13 protein-coding genes, 1 tRNA gene and 1 pseudogene are annotated in these 16,968 nt (G+C 59.6%); 6 read left to right on the forward strand and 9 right to left on the reverse strand.

Annotated features, from left to right (window positions below):
- Positions 1–339: pseudogene (locus tag BLU74_RS09860) on the forward strand (IS4 family transposase); the annotation flags it as partial.
- A gap of 25 nt (positions 340–364) precedes the next feature.
- Positions 365–2,350 carry an Eco57I restriction-modification methylase domain-containing protein gene (locus BLU74_RS09865; RefSeq protein WP_139175711.1) on the forward strand — a complete coding sequence of 662 codons (1,986 nt, stop codon included), beginning with the start codon at positions 365–367 and terminating at the stop codon, positions 2,348–2,350.
- A 23-nt stretch (positions 2,351–2,373) separates the two neighbouring features.
- On the opposite strand, the gene BLU74_RS09870 is transcribed toward BLU74_RS09865, so the two are convergent.
- The 6 genes from BLU74_RS09870 to BLU74_RS09895 form a co-directional block, all read right to left on the reverse strand.
- Positions 2,374–6,189 carry a helicase-related protein gene (locus BLU74_RS09870; RefSeq protein WP_089767119.1) on the reverse strand — a complete coding sequence of 1,272 codons (3,816 nt, stop codon included), beginning with the start codon at positions 6,187–6,189 and terminating at the stop codon, positions 2,374–2,376.
- Between the two features lie 84 nt (positions 6,190–6,273).
- The gene (locus BLU74_RS09875) at positions 6,274–7,452 is read right to left on the reverse strand and encodes a type I restriction enzyme HsdR N-terminal domain-containing protein (protein ID WP_089767120.1); all 1,179 of its coding nucleotides are present in this window, start codon (positions 7,450–7,452) and stop codon (positions 6,274–6,276) included.
- 378 nt (positions 7,453–7,830) lie between these two features.
- Positions 7,831–7,905: transfer RNA gene (locus BLU74_RS09880), tRNA-Arg, on the reverse strand.
- A gap of 253 nt (positions 7,906–8,158) precedes the next feature.
- Entirely contained in the window at positions 8,159–8,476 is a 318-nt protein-coding gene (locus BLU74_RS09885; protein ID WP_089767121.1) for a chorismate mutase, read from the reverse strand.
- A complete protein-coding gene (locus BLU74_RS09890; protein WP_089767122.1) occupies positions 8,473–9,333 on the reverse strand; it encodes a shikimate kinase in 861 nt (286 codons plus the stop codon). The genes BLU74_RS09885 and BLU74_RS09890 overlap by 4 nt, the downstream gene beginning before the upstream one ends.
- A 57-nt stretch (positions 9,334–9,390) precedes the next feature.
- Positions 9,391–9,885: a MaoC/PaaZ C-terminal domain-containing protein gene (locus BLU74_RS09895; protein ID WP_089767123.1), complete on the reverse strand. Its 495-nt coding sequence runs from the start codon at positions 9,883–9,885 to the stop codon at positions 9,391–9,393.
- Positions 9,886–9,992: 107 nt separating this feature from the next.
- On the opposite strand from BLU74_RS09895, the gene BLU74_RS09900 reads away from it, so the two are divergent.
- The 3 genes from BLU74_RS09900 (at position 9,993) to BLU74_RS09910 (ending at position 12,181) form a co-directional block, all read left to right on the forward strand.
- Entirely contained in the window at positions 9,993–11,408 is a 1,416-nt protein-coding gene (locus BLU74_RS09900; protein ID WP_089767124.1) for an outer membrane protein assembly factor BamB family protein, read from the forward strand.
- A 69-nt stretch (positions 11,409–11,477) separates the two neighbouring features.
- Positions 11,478–11,951: a DUF5796 family protein gene (locus BLU74_RS09905; RefSeq protein ID WP_089767125.1), complete on the forward strand. Its 474-nt coding sequence runs from the start codon at positions 11,478–11,480 to the stop codon at positions 11,949–11,951.
- Positions 11,951–12,181: a DUF7508 domain-containing protein gene (locus tag BLU74_RS09910; RefSeq protein WP_089767126.1), complete on the forward strand. Its 231-nt coding sequence runs from the start codon at positions 11,951–11,953 to the stop codon at positions 12,179–12,181. Before BLU74_RS09905 ends, BLU74_RS09910 begins: the two co-directional genes overlap by 1 nt.
- Before the next feature lie 93 nt (positions 12,182–12,274).
- Here the strand turns inward: BLU74_RS09910 and BLU74_RS09915 are convergent, their stop codons facing one another.
- Both BLU74_RS09915 and BLU74_RS09920 read right to left on the reverse strand, forming a co-directional pair.
- On the reverse strand, positions 12,275–13,411 hold the full coding sequence (locus BLU74_RS09915) for a DR2241 family protein (RefSeq protein WP_089767127.1): 1,137 nt from the start codon (positions 13,409–13,411) through the stop codon (positions 12,275–12,277).
- The gene (locus BLU74_RS09920) at positions 13,404–14,309 is read right to left on the reverse strand and encodes a CbiX/SirB N-terminal domain-containing protein (RefSeq protein WP_089767128.1); all 906 of its coding nucleotides are present in this window, start codon (positions 14,307–14,309) and stop codon (positions 13,404–13,406) included. Before BLU74_RS09920 ends, BLU74_RS09915 begins: the two co-directional genes overlap by 8 nt.
- Positions 14,310–14,438: 129 nt before the next feature.
- On the opposite strand from BLU74_RS09920, the gene BLU74_RS09925 reads away from it, so the two are divergent.
- A complete protein-coding gene (locus BLU74_RS09925) occupies positions 14,439–14,957 on the forward strand; it encodes a DUF7523 family protein (protein WP_089767129.1) in 519 nt (172 codons plus the stop codon).
- A gap of 936 nt (positions 14,958–15,893) precedes the next feature.
- On the opposite strand, the gene BLU74_RS09930 is transcribed toward BLU74_RS09925, so the two are convergent.
- Complete coding sequence (locus BLU74_RS09930) at positions 15,894–16,862, reverse strand: L-lactate dehydrogenase (protein ID WP_089767130.1); 969 nt, start codon at positions 16,860–16,862, stop codon at positions 15,894–15,896.
- Positions 16,863–16,968 lie beyond the last annotated feature (106 nt).

Raw genomic sequence — 16,968 nt, forward strand, 5'->3', positions numbered from 1 at the left:
CTGAAGACACAGTACGAACTGGACAAGTTCGACACGAGCGACCCGGATGTCGTGAAGATTCTGTTGTACGCGGCGTTGCTGTCACTGCTGGTGAGTCGTGATCTGTTGGGTCTGGTCACCGAGCAGGCCGCCGATGAAATCGTGTTTCCGCCGGAACGCTGGGCGGCGACCTTCCGGTCGCACGCCCAGCTCATCCTCCACGAACTCGGCGAGTTCCTCGGCTACTCGCCACCGCCACTGCTGGAGCGACTGATCGAAGACGCACAGAAGATCCACCAACAACGACCGATCCTGCAAGAGACGCTCGCTACCGCTACGCAACCGAGGTGTGAGTCTTAGCTAAAGACGAATGGATCTGGTAGAGGTGACCGATGACGGTGATGCAGCACTTACGAATTGGGGTGGTGGAGTCGGAACCGGAGTTAGGGAACTCTACGAAGATGTTATCAAACAAATTGAACGCCACCAGAATGCTACTAGTGCTACTGAAGCACAGAATGCACGCAAAACCGCAGAATCCCTTGTTGAGACACATAGCCGTGAATTAAACGAGAAGGTACTGGAGCAGTTCCACGCTGCTGGGTTGAAAGAAGTTGATGCAGAGAAGGTGCAGGATTTCAGCCCGTTCCATTGGGTGCTCGAATTCGCACCGGTGTACGAGGATGGTGGATTCGACGTAATCATAGGAAACCCCCCATGGGACAGAATCAAACCACTCCGTGATGACTACTTCTCAAAATTCGATGAGACGTTCCGGACACGTCTCCCAGACGACAAGGACAGAGTGCAGGAAGAACTCCTCACAGACGATGAGATTGCGGAAGGGTGGCAGGAATACCAAGACGAAATGGAGCTCCGGGCTGAGTACTTCAAGAACACTCCTGCATATAACCTACAACGACCGGTGATTGATGGTAGGGTCAACCCAAGCACAAACGATCTTTCATCTCTTTTCTTCGAACGGGTCTTCGAGCTTGCCGGTGATTCCTCTCGTGTCGCCCAAATTCTTCCCGGTGCGATCTTCAATGGAGCGTCAGGCAAAGACCTACGAACCCATCTGTTGAATAATACTACCCTCGATGTACTCACAATCTTTGAGAATCACGGTATTTTCAAAGGGGTTGATGATCGATACAAATTCGGTGTAGTAGTATTCAAAAACAGCGGTTCAACAGAGTATGTTTCAGGCAAATACGAGGCAGGTAATCTCTCTATTTTTAACAATTTTGATGAAAAGGCGATCAAAATCCCACGCGATGTGCTTGAATCGTACTCTCCCGAAGCAGGCATCTTCCCGTATATCGAATCAGAACACAAACTCCGTGTCCTAGAATCGATTATTGATAACCCACCAATCGCACCAGAGGGTGCCCCAACCGGGTATATGGAGCCGTATCAGGGACTCCGCCGAACGAGTGATGCAGACCGTTTCGTAGATAAGTCAGAAGCTGACTACCCCGTCTACGGTGGTAAGAATATATACCAATATTCGTACACCCCCGAGTTTATAAATGACGTAGAGGAACCCGAATTTTGGAGCGTCGAAGAAGAGAAAGATCCTGATCGAAGTGCCAAACAGCGGATGCGGGAGAAGACGGTGCGTGATCTCAAATCGGCCATTTACGAAGCTTTCGACGGCACCGGATCTCAGAAGGGATTCGTCAATGATCTACTGAAGCAACATCGAGGAAAGCCTCTCTCCGAAGATGACGTTCTCTTAGACTGTACGGAGTATCGAATTGGTATTCGACGGATTACGAACTCTACCAACGAACGTACCCTCATCGCATCGGTACTTCCGAAGGGAATCGTTTGTCACAATACATTGCTGACTATACCGAGCTACCTGATTCAGCCATACGAAGAGGGACTATCCGAAGATCCGCTCCATAACTTCTATGAGCGGATGTTTTCGGATGAAGAGTTGTTTGCTAAGCTTGGTTTGCTCAACTCAATTCCGCTTGACTACCTTCTTAGGACCAAAGTAGACACCGGCATTGTGATGTACAAGTTCAAAGAGTCACAGATGCCTGATCTCTCCAAGGATGATAACTGGTTCCACTACATCTCTGAACGGGCTGCTCAGCTGAGTTGCTACGGTGATGAATTCGCTGAGATGCGCGACCGTTTGGGCGGAGTTGATCCCGTGACCACTCAAAAAGAAAGGCGAGAACTACAGGCCGAGATTGATGCAGCAGCCTTCCACGCCTATGGACTGGAACAAGACGAAGTACAATTCGTGCTTGATGACTTCCACAGAGTAACGAATCCTCGTATTATGAACGAGAACTACTTTGAAATGGTCTCTGAAAAGTTCGACATACTGGATCAAGAAGGTCCGATGCTGTAGGGATTGATTCGTCGGTCGCTCAGTTAATGTCCCACGACACCCCAGCACATCAGTCGAGCCTGAACTTCGCTTTCTCCTACTAACTTGGCCTGATACTCGGTAGATGCCTCTACGTTCTCTTCTAAGAATGCCTCAAGCTCTTCCAGGAACTCGACGGGGGGCCATTCTGTGAATGAATCATACTGTTCGTTATGACGGAATATATCCCTGAGAATCTGATCTTCATCAGTGTTCGCCAATTTCACGTCACGGAGTCGCTCGTGGAGATCGGTAGCCCATTCTTCAAGCGTTGCGTGCTCCTCTATGGGAGCAGACGTTTCACCGTGGTTTGGTAGTAGGTAGTGATCAATAAAGTCCAGAATCGTTTCCTGCTCTTTTGAGAATTTATTCCCTTGCTTGAATATCTCCTCTGTCTGACTGCTCCGGATCGCTTCCAAGCGGTCATCAAGAACTTGCTGAATTGCGTCTCGGTCTGCCAGCACGTTTTCGGTGCTTCCGGTGATCGGTTCACCGTCTACCGTTGGGTCGATCTTGAGCGTACTCACAGGACGTTCTTTCACGTCGTCAGCGAACGGTTTGTAGTAGAATGCCCGCCGAACACGCCCGAGCGGTGACTCGTGGTCGTCATCGTCGAACCAGAGATGTGCGAGCCCGAACACACCGGGTCTCGGACCAGAATCATGGTTGGTGACGTTCGTGTACAGGAAGTCTCGTTCCGCTGGTGGGGTGCCGAAGTAGTCTTGCGCGTATTCGAAGTCGTCCTCTGTGAGCCCGAAGTCCTCGTTCAGTTCTTGCTTCAGTAGGTACCGTTCGAATGCGGCGTTTTCGTTACTCCCAGCGTTCCGGAGTAGCGGATTCTTGCTCGTGTCGTCGAGTTCGTTCACGTCCTCGATGTCACGAGATTTCTTGAGTGAATCCTCGATTTCGTCGATCTGTAACTCTCCGATCGTCTTCTCCGTCTCAACACCGGCCTGGTTGAGTAGCTGATCCTCATTCGGATCAAGGATGTTATTCTCCTTTCCGACGATCAACGCAATGTCGTTGATTTTCGCCTGCAAGCGTTCCAGAAGTTTAATCGCAGCCTCAATATCACCGTCGGGGTAGAAGTTGTGAACGTGTTTTTCGGCGGTACTCCCGATGCGGTCGATCCGACCGACTCGCTGAACGATCCGCATAGGGTTCCACGGCAGGTCATATGATACTTGAACTGATACATCTTGAAGATTGACACCTTCAGACAGTGTGTCGGTTGCAACGACGTACTGGAGCTCTGATTCATCGGTCTCCGCAAGCGTCTGTTGGTACCCGGATGCTTCAGGAGCGAACCGCTGTATCACGTCCTGTTTATTCTCGTCACCGCCTTTGACGACTGCACTATTCGCATCTGTTAGCGGCGAATCCGGATTCGTCAGGAGTGTACGGTAGACGTAATCGGCTGTTGCTCGGTACTGTGTGAAGATGAGTACCTTCTCATCATCATATCTATTGAGTACGTCCGCGAGTCGGTCGATCTTCGGGTCACGGAACTCGCGTAGTGAAAACACGGCTTCGTAGAAGTCACGGGTGGCTGCATCAACATCGCTCAGGTCACTCTGTGGGTACAGAATCGGATTCAACTTGTCCTCGGGAACATCCGGGAGAACACCCGCATTGTGATCATACAGCCACTGACGTGTGGTGACAGCGTGATCGCTCACGTCACCAGCATCCCGTGCAACGTCCCCGATGAACTGCGAGAGGAAATACGCGAGTAGCGTCAGATCTTCTCGGATGTACGTCTTCACGTCACCGATCGTCGCGTCTGCTAACTCGTCCGCGTCCGCACTCTCTCCGGCATTCTCGGCTTGAACAGTAGTGGTATCAAATCCGAACTCTTCCAGCGTCTGTTCGAGATCCTCTGCAGCATCTTTCCCTTCGACGAAATCGCCAATCGTTTCGGATTCATCGCCGTCCTGAATCGTTCGCAGCATATCGATCTTCTCGTCCTCAGGAAGCCCATCCAGTAATCCCAGGAGCTGGCGTTCGCTCTCATGAAGTGTCTCAATAGATTGGACGAAGGCGTACGTTGAGGATTCCAGTCGCTTCAGCAGATTCAGTTTGTACAGGGCTTTCAGTGTGCTGCCGGCTTTCGGGTTCTTTACCGTAATGTGCGGCAAATGGAGTGCGTCCATCACGTCCGGCAACATCTGGTACACGGGTTGATAGGCCGGTGGGAGTGAGTACTCTTGTTTGTAGAGCTTCGGGGGTTCGAAACTCATCTCGAAGTCCTCATCCTCTTGGACTTGGTCCTTGACGTGTGTCCGTGTCCGCAGTACCATTACTTCATTGAGGATGTCCGAGATCTCCTCGGAGTGGCGCTGTAAGTCCTTATTGATCTGTTTCTGTTCTTCGTCAGTCACCTCTTCTTTTCCAGCAGCGATCTGCTTCCGCGTCTCCGACAGGTCGATGTACTCGTCGAATGCATCGAAATCAAGCGATGTCTTGTTCCGGATCTCTTCAGGACTCGTGAAGAGACTGATGAGGTTCTTCAGGTCAGTAGCGCTGTTGTTGATCGGCGTCGCGGTCAGCATGATCATCGTCTTCCCCCGGAGCTGTCGCAGGTTCGCGTGCCGACGCGTTCCCTTGTAGTCGTCATCGTGATCCGGATCCGGTCGCCACTTTCCGAAATTCCGGAACCGGTGAGCCTCGTCAATGAGCAGTACGTCGAACGCGTCTTTGAGCCCCTGTACCTCATCGAAAGTGAGATTCTGGAATTTGCTGATACTCATCACATCAAGGTGCGTGCCATCCACCTCTAACCCGAAGTACGGGTTCCCATCTTCGTCGGTATCGTCTTCGAGCAGGTCTTCCCACTGGTCAGTGAGGTTCGCAGGAACGATGAGCAGGCAGCGATCACCGCGTTGTCGGTAGTCGTGCAGGAGTTCTCCGCCGATGAATGATTTGCCAAGACCGACTGAGTCAGAGATGATACAGCCGTTGAATTGGGAGAGTTTCTCTTTAGCGCTCTCGTACCCGAGTTTTTGGAAGTAGTAGAGCGGGCTGTCACGAACGGTGACGTTCCCGTTTAGTTCGTCGTAGGCGAGGAGCTTGTACAACTCGAACGGTTCGAGGTAAGTTCCAAGTTCATCGTCCGACTCTTCCTCTCCATCTCCGGTGTCATCGTCTTGCTGCTCTTTCCACTCTTGGTATTCGGTGCTGTTTTCGATGATTCGGATGATCTCTTCGCTGAAGTCTTCGGCATTCGCCCATTGGTTATCATACCATTTCTCGAAGGCTTCGGCCTCGCGGCGCTCTTGACTCGTGAGATTCAGTTCGATATTGTTGCGATGCCCGCTCGCAGTGAAGTTTGACGATCCGACAACGGTTGCACAGGCACGGGTATCTGTATCGTCCTCTCCCCAGCCATCGTCTTCGGGTGGGGCTCTGAACGATGCACCCTTGGCGTGGAAGTAGCCGTGTTCTGGGTTTCGCACACGGACGTTGACCTTGTCTTCTGCTATAAAGTCGCGGAGCCGATCAAGTCGGTCGATCTGTGCATTGTTCAGCTCCGAAATACTCTCCCGTACTTCGTCCTTGAGTTCTTCCCGTAGGTTCTTTCCCTCGCTAATTTCGTCGGCAGTACTCCTGTCCGTCTGTCGCCCCATCAGGATCCGAAGTGGTGCGTGGCCGAGTTCTTCGGGATCTGCAAGTTGTTCGAGATCTTCGCGGTAGAGGTCAAACCCGGAGAGGTAGAAATACCCCGTTGCGATGCGAGCTTCTTCGATCTGGGGGATGATCTTCTTGTAGATGTCCTCAAGTGTCCTATCAGTGTTATCAACGAGTGGGGGGAGAGAAAGCATCGTGTTACCCAATTTAACCGGCAGTTTGACTTAGTAGTTAGCACAGAACATCTCGTGGTCTTTCAGTGAAAACAGATCAGAGGATTAGAGCATATCGTCAGTCGTCTCTGCTGTCCGGAGCGCTCCGAGTGTCGTATACTGGAGCGACTGGGGATACTTCGTTTCGTAGGGAACCGGATCTTCCAATTCGTATAGGCTACCTTCCTCAAAGACCACTACCTGCTGGTCAGGGTCGAATCCGGCTTGAGCTTCGTCGGACGCCGATTCAAAGTATGCTTCACGGGGACGAGCGAGATCTGCCTCGGTGGCTGGGACTATATCACTGACACGAGCAACGTATTTTATTTCTCGTACATCTTCAGAGAGGTACATCGCCACATATTCTGGATTCTGACCGATACGGACGAACCCCCAAGCATTGTTTTCACGCAGGAACTCCAGACCCGATCTTTTCGTAGGGAAGACCGCTACTTTGGCGTCGTTGTCGCCCTCAAATTCACTGCGCTTGATTCGTCCTACGATGTGGCTGTCTACTGGGTCAGGACCAGGATCACCAGTCCCACCGTCTTTCGGAGATTCAGTGCTACCATCAGCGTCTATTTCAGACTCAATATCCGCGACGAGTCGGTCAATCATTTCCTTAGCCTGCGTTTCCGCAAGCGACGAGATAGCGTCCGAAACCTCATCAGCCAGCACGTTCGAGAGTTCAACCGCCAAGTCGTCCTTTTCGAATTCAAGGGTACGACGGGCTTCCCGGAGTTCATTGATTCTACCAAGGATTTTCCCAGACTCCCCCGACTCGATGGCGTCCTTCTCGAAGGCTTTCACCACTGCGAGACGGTTGGGAAGGTCTTCGAGGGCTATGTCACCGACCTGCTGAACATTCACGTTCGAGGCGTCAACCCGACGCTGAAAGAAACGGTACTGCTTCCCGTTCGTCAAAATTCCGTAGTTGACGTTCTTGTTCATCATATAGGACGAGAGTTGTTCGTCGTGGTCCGCCGTTAGGGCGGTGTCCGCCCCTTTGGCTTCGAGGAAGGCGACCGGTGTTCCGTCGAGAATCAACGCATAATCGACCTTATACGTCTGTCCAAACGCTTCGACAGAGTATTCGAGTTGGGTATTCTGTGGGATCTGCCAGTCGAGTAGGTCCAAAAAGTCACGCAAGATGGCGGCCTTCGTGTTGGCCTCATCCATTTGGGGAGAGGCTTCAAGAACAGCGTCAGATTGTTTCACATAGTCCCTAACAGCGTCCCTATTCATCCTATTTAGCTACGACTAGCGGCCACCATATGAAACCCTGTGAACAGATGTAGTGGCTCAACTGAGTGCGGACATTAGAGAACGTCTCCATTGTATCACAGACGCGAGCTTGTACGACCGCGAGCGCGCGCTCGTCGATGACCGGTGCGACTATTCGACCACTGGGCAAAGAGCGTCCAATCGTTTCGATCCCGCGTCACATCCAATGACCCAATGATTATACCCTTTCCACCCGGGTTTGGATGTACGCGAACCACCAGACGGCACCCCACTCAAACGGAATCGTTCGACTATCGAACGAAATCAAATTCGGCAGCCAAAGTCGGTTTATAAACAACCCGACGCCGTCTGTCGGATGTTGGTCGTTCGAGAATCGAATGGGCGCTGCAGGATTTGAACCCGCGACAACTTGGTCCGAAGCCAAGCACTCTGTCCAAACTGAGCTAAGCGCCCTCACTTCCCGTCTCCGGCGTGGGTCGATTTAAACCCACGGATTCGACGCTGTCTTCGGGCCTCTTTGGTTCCCTCGTCTGGGAATCCGCTGTCTTCACCAATCCCAGACGTGGCCGACGGCTATGGCGGTAGCGTGCAGCCTTGGGAGCAAGCTACCTCCGCAATTTCTCTCCGAAAGGGTCGCAGATCAGGAGCCCTTTCACCGCGGGACTCGTTGCGACTGGGCCGGCACCGAGAACCGGCCCATCGTCGACTATCGAGTCTCTCGCTGTTCGACTTTGTTCAGTTCGATGAGCAGTCGGAAGACCGCCTTCACAAGGTTCGAATCGACGCCGAACTGTTCGGCGTTTCGCCCCGCACGCTCCATCACCCGCTCTTCTTGCCCCTCGTCGGTCGTCGGCAGGTCGCGTTCGGCTTTCACCTGCGCGACTGAATCGGCGACGTACGTGCGCCGCGCAATCAACTCGACGATCTCGCGATCGATGTCTTCGATCTCCGTCCGCAGTTCGTCCAGCGACATCTCGTCGGTGTCGACGCTCCGATCAGTGTCAGTGTCGTGTTCTCGAGTCATTCCAGTCGTGCTCCGTCTGTTCGGGTCGTCGTTCGCCACGTCTGTCCCCCGCGCTCGTCCCAGCGCTCTTGGACCTGGTCGAGTCCGTCCTCATCGCCGACGGCGACGACGCTGGGGCCGGTCCCCGAGAGCGAGACGCCGGCGACGTGCGGCATCGCTTCGACGGCCGGATCGGCGGAGAAGCCGAGCGCCGCCGAGAATGCGAGTCCGTTGACCGTCATCGCCTCCGCGTACCGACCGTCGAGTGCGAGGTCTGCGACCAGTTCGGCCATCGGCGCGACGTTCGCACACCGCTCGACGTCGGCGTCAGCGGTGTAGGCGCGCTCTGGCGGCGTCCACACGAGGACGCTCCACTCGACCTCGTCGTGGGCGAGCAGGTCGTCGGCGTCGTTGTCGGTGACGGTGACACCACCGAGCATCGACGCTGAGGCGTCGTCGAAAGCACCGGTGACTGTCACACCGACGTCCCGAGCCGCCTCGACACCCAGCCGACAGGCGTCCAGGCGGTCGGGGTCCGCCCCCAGCGCATCAGCGGTCGCGAGTACGGTGGCGTTGGCGGCGGCGCTGGAACTCTTGAGACCGGCCGCCATCGGGACGTCGCTCTCAGTTCTGACCGTTCCACCCGAGACCGGTTCGTCGTCCGCTGTCGCGTAGGTTTCGATCGCGAGTTCGACGCAGCGTTCGATCAGCCGCGTGTCGGCGGTGTCGTCCTCGGCGACGGCTCCCTTGACCTGTCCGGAGTCGTCGAGTTCGACGGTCGCGGTCGTCTCGGCGTCGATCGCGAACGCCGATCCGACGCCCGTCGAGAGGGCGTTCAGCACCGTCCCCGCTCCGAGTGCGACTGCTCGGCCGTGCATACAGGAGTGCTATCGACCGACGTGAAAGGTGTAGCGATCCGCCGTGACAGTTCCGCGTCAGGACCCGTCTTCGGGGTCGCGTCTGACCATTCCCAAAACGCGCCAGGTGACGACTGGTGCACCCTCGGGTCCACGACCGGTCACGTCGACATCGACGTGGCCACGCCTGTCGTCCGCCTCTGGGAGCCGTTTGTCGGCGACCTCGACGTCGACGGCGAGCGTGTCGCCGGGTGCGATCGGTCGGTGCCAGCGCAAGTCGTCGACGCCGCGGCCGCCGAGAAACGCGACCGTCCCGAAGAACGCCGCCGTCGCCAGGCGGTTGCACTCACAGAAACTGTGGAGTCCGCTCGCGACGAGGCCATCGAACGGCGCGGCATCGTCCACCGCCTCGCCGAGGTGGAACGGCTGGGGGTCGTACGCCGACGCGAAGTCGATGATCGACTCTCGGGTGAACGTGACCGTCTCGTCGGCCTCGAATCGCTCCCCGACAGCGAGGTCTGCGTACGTCAGTCGATCATCGCCGTCTCGGTCGGCGACTGCGTCGTCGGTCATAGGACGGCACTCGGTGCCACGGGTGATAACCGCTGGGTTCCCGCGGTCGTGCTCAGGCCATTCAGGAGAGCCGAAGACACTTATTGTGGGCTCTCCGGGCGTCGTGTATGGTCTCCGCGGACGACGGATCTGCAGCCGACGCCTCCAGTGACGACTCACTCCGCAGTGGGGTCGGCCGACGGCTCACTCGGCGGCGACTCCTCCTCGCCGGCGGCGTGGCCCTCGGCGCGTGGGGAGTGGGTCGAATGCGGACGGCGGCGCCAACGGCGACGGCCACACCGGACGGAACCTGGCCCGTCGCCGACCGTGACGCCACGCGAACGAGTGCCGCCCGAGGCGCGACGCCGCCGAGCGCGCCATCCGTGGCGTGGCGACAGCGCCCGGTCCCCGCGGTCGACTCGCTCGTCGTCGGCCCCGAGCAGGTCTACGTCGGGAGCCAACGGCGCGACAATCGGGCGCCGCAGGTCGCCGCCCTCGCCAGAGACGACGGGACAGTCCAGTGGACCGAGCAGGCTCCGGGGACGCGTCTCGCGTACGCCGACGGCGCTGTGTACGCCACTGGAACCGCCGCAGACGAGCGCGACACCGACGACCGGGAACCGCCGTACGGGTCCGTGGCTCGACTCGACGCCACGACGGGTGAGACACGCTGGCGACGGCCGGTCCGGGACCGTGGCGAACGACTCCTCCTCTCTCGGCGGACGGTCTACGTGGGCAGTCACTCCGGTCTCGAGGCCGTGAGCCGCGACAGCGGCCGTCGGGTGTTCCGCGGGCAGACGTGGGGCGCGCCGACCACGCCGCTCCTCGTCGACGGGTCGCTCGTCCTTACTGGCGGCCGGGTCGGCAAATACGGCGCACGCCGGTGGAGCGAAGTCGTCCGCAAGCAGGTACCGACTCCAGTCTGGACGCGGAATCCGGTGGGCTACACGCTCGATCCGGCTGTCGTCACAGACGCGACTTCGGGATCGGAGCTGATCGCGACCGGCACACTGGGGATGTACAACGACGACGTACAGACAGTGCGTGCGCACGCGCTCTCGGACGGAACACGGCGATGGACCGCGGTGGATGCGGCGTCACGTGCTGATCCCACGGTTGTCAAGGAACTCTGTGCGGCTGAACACCGCCTGTTCCACGCCCTCCGAACCGGGACCGACGCACAGCGGCGGCGTGCGCTCGTCTGTCGGGAGGCGACGACCGGCACTCTGCAGTGGCGCGCGTCGTTCTCGAACTGGCTCCGGGCCGTCGTGGTCGCCGGTGATCTGGTGCTGGCGGGGACCCGGTGGGACGGTGTCAGCCCAGCGGGACCCGGTGAGGTCGAAGCGGGTGCGAGCACCGACGACACGCCGCCACCGGGGCGCGTCACGGCCTTCACGCTCGACGGCGATGTCCGCTGGCGGGTGCCGATCTCGGGGTCCGTCGCGCACGTCGTGCCAGTCGCCAACCGGGTGTTCGTCGGAACCGACGATGCGAGTTACGGCGGCCGGACGGCGCGTCCCGGTCAGGTGATCGCGCTGGAGTGAGTACACTCGCCCGCCGAGACACAGGGCCTCATCGCGGTGCTTTTGGGTGGCCCGGGCGAACGTGGCGGTATGAGCGCCCGCAACGACATCCCGCCGGACACTGTCGGGGTCGAACTCCTCGATCACGGCGTGGAAGTCGAATACATCGACGGCCGGACGACGCTGTACCGAGGAGTGCCCGAACCCGTCACCGACACGCTCACCACCCCACCAAAGAAGGAGACTCACGTCCTCGTGACTGACCCGACAGAGACCGAGGGCGTGATGCTCTACGTGAACGATCTGAAGACCCACGACGACGTCCTCGAATCGACGGGCGTCGGCCGGGTCATCCTCGACGAAGGCGAGGAGGAGGAACTCTTCCCGGGCGTCGCCGTCCGACGCCTCGGCGGGATGCGGACCGAGATCGAGGCCGACCCCGAGACCGCTCGCGGCCGCGTGTTCGTCTTCGTCGAGGACGACTGGAGCGAGTCGTCCTACGAATTTGTGACCGAGAGCGAGGCCGCCGATCGCGACGACGCTGCGGCCGCTGGCGAGGACTGATGGCGCTCAGGAAGGCGTGGCGCTCGCTCGATCGGGGGACCGTCGGTCGCGCACCGGACGCCTACGGACTCGTCGAGTTCGGTGACGGGGAAGGCACCGTCATCGAGGCGAAAGCGGGCCTCCTGCCCGATCTGCTCCGCGAGGAACTGGCTTACGGCGATGCCGAACAGGTCCGCTGGAAGCGGGCGCAGTCGGACGCGCATGCGCACCAGTTGCTCGAAGAGCGCTGAGCGGCGACGTCGCCCGGTTCGTCAGCGAACGTCAGTGAACGTCAGCGAACGTCGGCGAACGTCAGCGAACCGATCGGGACGGAGGCCGGCCACTCAGTGGTCGTCGTGCTCGGCCGCGTTGGCTTCCTCGTGGTCGTCGGGGTGCGTCGGCGTCCCCGAGAGGTTCCCCTCGTCGTCGAACCGCTTCGACCGGAGGAAGCGCGCCCGGTATCGGTTCGCTCCCTCGTACACGTCGGCCTCGCGGATCTCTTCGACCCGGCCGTCGGCGACGGAGTCGACGATCTCCTCGAGTTGTTCCTTTTCGGAGGGCGTGAGTTCGAACTCGTACGTGTGGGTCTCTTCTTCTTCGAGCTTAGTCCACTTCCGCGCGGCGGCGACCACGAGCGAACACGGTTCCCGACACGGGAACGTCCCGGTTCCCCCGTCGGCTTCGAGTTCGTCGCCCTCGTCGTACTGCCACTCGCGGCGCTTGAGGCACTGTGAGTCCACGCAGCACGCCGACGCGACCCACTCGACCCCCTCACGGGGCAGTTCCTCGATGACGTCGTAGATGCCGGTCTGCCGTTCGGCGGTCTCCCGCCAGTGGGTCACGTCCAGTTCGCCTTCGCGCTCGCGGTTCCAGTTGGCGATCGAGGCGGGGTAGAGCACGTCGAGCGTCTCGACGGCGTCGCGCCCGTCGAGATCCGGGAAGACCCAGCCCGACACGAGCGACGGGGCGGTCTTCAGTGGGCGGTAGCGACCGCGGTCGTCGTAGGTCGCGAGCTCCCGGGCGTCGAGCGGGTCGTCGTAGGCGTCGAGGTGCTCGGCGTCGGTGCCGGCGTCGTCCTCGTGCCGCACGTGGTACCGCCGTTCGCCGTCCTCGCCCAGCGTCGCGGTGATCAGCACCTCGCCCCACGCAGTTTCCATTCCGTCTCGAAGCGCGTCGTAGCGTTCGGGGACGGGGTGCTTCTCGGCCGCCTCCGCGTGCCGGAGGAACGCTCGACGGTGCCGTCCGCTGTCGCCGACGGTGACCTGCCAGTAGTACCAGTTCGTCACGTACGGAGCGAGGTCTTCGGTGAGCGCCTCCCGGAACTCGGATTCGGTGAGTCCCTCGTGGTCGACTTCCGTACCGTCGATCGCGAGCGCGTATCCGTCTTCGGTCGCATCCGCGTGGAGACCGTCGAAAGCGACCGGGTCGTCGGTCACTCGCTCGACGAGGGCGTCCAGTTGGTCGTCCCGCACGTCAGTCACCTGCCGCCTCGGTTCCGGATTCGGACGCCGAATCCGTCTCTGCCTCGCGCGTGGCCTCGCGGACCGTGTCGATGGCCTCCTCGATATCGGCCCCGGCGTCCGCGGCGCGTTCGAGGATCACGTCGGCCATCAGCCCCTCGGTCCCGACCGCACCGGCGTACCAGATTCGGTGGCCGTCGACCGCGGCGGGGACGTCGTAGCCCGTCCGGTAGTCGTCGGTCAGCCCCATATCCTCCGGGATGTCTTCCTGCGTGTGGAAGCCGTCGGCGATGAAGAGCGGAACGACGACGACGTCTTCGGCCTCGAAGTAGTCGGTCACGTCGTCCACTTCCGGCTCTTCGTCCATGTAGAGCGCCTGGACCTCGTCGAAGCGGTCCATCTCGCGGACGCGCTGGGCGTGATACTCGATCGCCTTCGCGGAGTTCTCGTTGCGTTCGGTGCCGTGTCCGACGACGGCGAGGCCGAAGCCCTCGCCCACGTCGGGGTCTCCAGTCACGGTCTCCGCGCGGCGGACCAGTACGTCCGTCATCGCCTCGTGGGTCCCCACGGGACCGCAGTAGTGGACTGTCTGTCCGGTGTCTTCGGCGGTCAGCGTCGCCGTGTCGGCGCTGAGACCGTCGGAGTCCCACTCGGAGACGTCCCAGTCCGAAAGCCGGAGTTCGCGCGGGATCACCTGCTCGGTGAAGTACCCCTCGCTGATGAACAGCGGAACGACGTAGACCTCGTCGGATTCGACGGTCCGCAGGACCTCTCTGAGTGAGGGCTCTTCCTTCCAGAATCCGGTTTTCACTTCGTCGAACGCGCCCGTTTCGCGGATCGTGTCCGCGTGACGGTGCGTCGGCGTCGAGGAGTCGGGATTGAGATGCGACCCGTGCGCCACGATAACCAGCGCTTGCATATAGGAACCAGAGGACGGAGCGCCCTTAGGGACTTCGGGTTCAGCCAACGATTCTTCGCCTTTCGGAAGCGCCGGTTCGGTGTGCGAAAACCATCGGGACTTTTCCGGTCGTCGACCGAGGGCAGTGATATGTCACTGGCCGCAGAGACGCGGGCCGCCGTTCGAGACCGGCCGTGGTTGCTCCGGGCGCTCAGAGCAGGGGTGATCAACTACACGGCCGCCGCGGAGTCGCTGGCGGTCGACGGCGACACCGACTCGATCGCGACGGCGCTCCGACGGTTCGAGGACGACATCGATCCGGCGGCGGCCGCCTCCCGCGACGTCACCGTCCGGATGCGCAGCGGTGTCGGCCTCGCCGGCGTCGACGTGGCCGACGCGGAATCGACGCCGGAGTCGGCGGCGGACGTCCTTCTCAGCGTCGGGGACTCGGCGATTGTCACGACCGATGGCAGTCTGACGGCCATCGTCGTCGAGGGCGCGGTGGATGCAGCTGCACTCTCCGCGGTCGTCGGCCGACTCCGCGCGGAGAACGTCCTCGTCGATGCCGCGGGCGTCAGCGGCGATACCCTGGTCGTCGTCGTCCCCCGAAGCGACGGGGCGAACGCGCTCAGACTCGTCGAATCGGCGCTGGAGATGGTCCCGGAGTGACGGTCGATCCGCTCTCCTCGTAACTCGACTCGTCTCGGTAGTCCCTGTCTTACTAACTCGGGTCGGTCCTCTCAGTACCGCCCGCAGTTTCCGTATTCCTGTCGGTAGTGCTGCGATTGTTGCGATTGCACCGTGGGTATTCGGCGATTGGGAGATGGCTTACTTCGGGCCAACAACCGGCGTGCTTTCGACTCCGATTCACTCGGTTGATCGAAACACAAGATGTCTGTGAAAAACGAGCCAGAGAAAAACGTGGCCTGTTAACTACTGTTATGGACAACTTACCAGCCCGGAAGGGACGAACGCCCCCGTGTGATTTAGACGATGAGGACAGCAAGGGTCACGCGGGGACGGACCCACCACAGCTTACGAACCCGGGACCAGTCCGGATCGAAGCCACCGTGATCTAGGGGCAGAACCGACACGGGGCGATGACCGTAAGAGATGATGACACAGCCGCCACGTATCACATCGTCCGATACCCAGATCCGAGCGTAGCCAAAAAAGCGATTAATCTCACCCGAAACGCCAGCGTGGCACTCTCGCTATCGTCAGTGGGGTACCGAGCCAACGCCTGGCAGGTAGATCGGTTGAGAGAAATCCACAGGGCGGGGGAGGATTTCATCTGATAGCCCCTTCCCAGTGAACACAACATTTCCGGACAGTTTCTCGTTCGTAGGTGGTAATTTCGACGCGTATCCTCTTTTTGCGTCTCTGCGTGCCGGTAGAGATGACTCTCCGTGAGTATCAAATTACAGGCTATCCGCAACAGGAGCCAGTGGAGTGGCCGATACCGACTATCAAACCCTCATTCTCCCGCCTACCGTTGCCCCGTATCGCTCAATAGGCACGCGGTCGCTGACGGCTGGATCACAGTCAGTTTTTTGCTCGAACGGACCATCGCGACGAGAGGGGTAATAGCGTCCTCGGAGACGGTCACTCGTCGTCCAGGTCCAGCTGCTCGATGGATTCTCGGATGACGTCGGCCGAGTCACGGAGGGCCGACCGCTCCGTGGCCGCGAGGTCGAAACCCAGCACTTCACGGACACCGCCGCGGTTCACGACACAGGGGAGACTCAAGTAGACCCCGTCGATGCCGTGGCGACCGGTGACGAGCGTCGAGACGGTGAGGATCGCGTCGTCGTCGCCGAGGATCCGCTCGACGATTGCGGAGACGGAACGGGCGACGCCGTAGTTCGTCCGATCCTTCCGTTCGATGATCTCGTAGGCCGCCTCACGGACTGCAGTCTCGATCCGAGATTCGAGTGCCTCGACGTCGTCGACGCCACGCTGGTCGCAGTAGGTGTCGATCGGAACGCCGCCGAGGTTTGCCGAACTCCAGACGAGCACCTCGCTGTCGCCGTGCTCCCCGATCACGTAGGCGTGGACGTTGGCCGAGTCGATCTCGAACTCGCGGCTGAGCGCGTGTCGAAACCGCGACGTATCGAGCACCGTCCCCGACCCGATCACGCGCTCGGCCGGGAGGTCCGAGACCTGCCAGGCGACGTGCGAGAGGACGTCGACGGGATTCGTGACCACCAGAAGCACCGCGTCGTCGTTGAGACCCGCCGTCACCTCCGGAATCATTTCGGCGAAGATGTCGGCGTTGCGCTCGAGCAGATCGAGGCGCGTCTCCTCTGGGCGCTGACTGGCGCCCGCGGTGACGATGACCACGTCGGCGTCCCAGCAGTCCTCGTACCCACCCGAGCGGACGGTGACCGAGGAGGTGAAGTACGCGCCGTGGTTGAGGTCAATCGCCTCGCCGGCGGCCCGTTCGTCGTCGATGTCTACGAGAACGATCTCGCCGACGAGGCTGCTGTCCATCAACGCGAAGGCCGTGCTCGACCCCACTGCGCCCGCGCCGCCGACGATTGCGACCGTTCCGGTCCCACCGGGTTCACTCATGTCTCAGTGTTATTTGAGTAATGAGTAAATACTTGTGCCGTATCCGTCGCGGGGTGAGACCGTCCACCGGCGTCCCGCGAGCCGACAGGGGACACTGACAGCACCA

It is taken from the genome of Halobellus clavatus (assembly GCF_900107195.1).
In the GTDB taxonomy this organism is placed as follows: Archaea; Halobacteriota; Halobacteria; order Halobacteriales; family Haloferacaceae; genus Haloquadratum; species Haloquadratum clavatum.

Bases quoted from the DNA above. Each gene is read 5' to 3' on its own strand.
- BLU74_RS09905 (WP_089767125.1), top strand. From the start codon at position 11,478: ATGAGCGCCCGCAACGACATCCCGCCGGACACTGTCGGGGTCGAACTC.
- BLU74_RS09875 (WP_089767120.1), bottom strand. From the start codon at position 7,452: ATGAATAGGGACGCTGTTAGGGACTATGTGAAACAATCTGACGCTGTT.
- BLU74_RS09920 (WP_089767128.1), bottom strand. From the start codon at position 14,309: ATGCAAGCGCTGGTTATCGTGGCGCACGGGTCGCATCTCAATCCCGAC.
- BLU74_RS09885 (WP_089767121.1), bottom strand. From the start codon at position 8,476: ATGACTCGAGAACACGACACTGACACTGATCGGAGCGTCGACACCGAC.
- BLU74_RS09870 (WP_089767119.1), bottom strand. From the start codon at position 6,189: ATGCTTTCTCTCCCCCCACTCGTTGATAACACTGATAGGACACTTGAG.
- BLU74_RS09930 (WP_089767130.1), bottom strand. From the start codon at position 16,862: ATGAGTGAACCCGGTGGGACCGGAACGGTCGCAATCGTCGGCGGCGCG.
- BLU74_RS09895 (WP_089767123.1), bottom strand. From the start codon at position 9,885: ATGACCGACGACGCAGTCGCCGACCGAGACGGCGATGATCGACTGACG.
- BLU74_RS09900 (WP_089767124.1), top strand. From the start codon at position 9,993: ATGGTCTCCGCGGACGACGGATCTGCAGCCGACGCCTCCAGTGACGAC.
- BLU74_RS09925 (WP_089767129.1), top strand. From the start codon at position 14,439: ATGTCACTGGCCGCAGAGACGCGGGCCGCCGTTCGAGACCGGCCGTGG.
- BLU74_RS09910 (WP_089767126.1), top strand. From the start codon at position 11,951: ATGGCGCTCAGGAAGGCGTGGCGCTCGCTCGATCGGGGGACCGTCGGT.
- BLU74_RS09890 (WP_089767122.1), bottom strand. From the start codon at position 9,333: ATGCACGGCCGAGCAGTCGCACTCGGAGCGGGGACGGTGCTGAACGCC.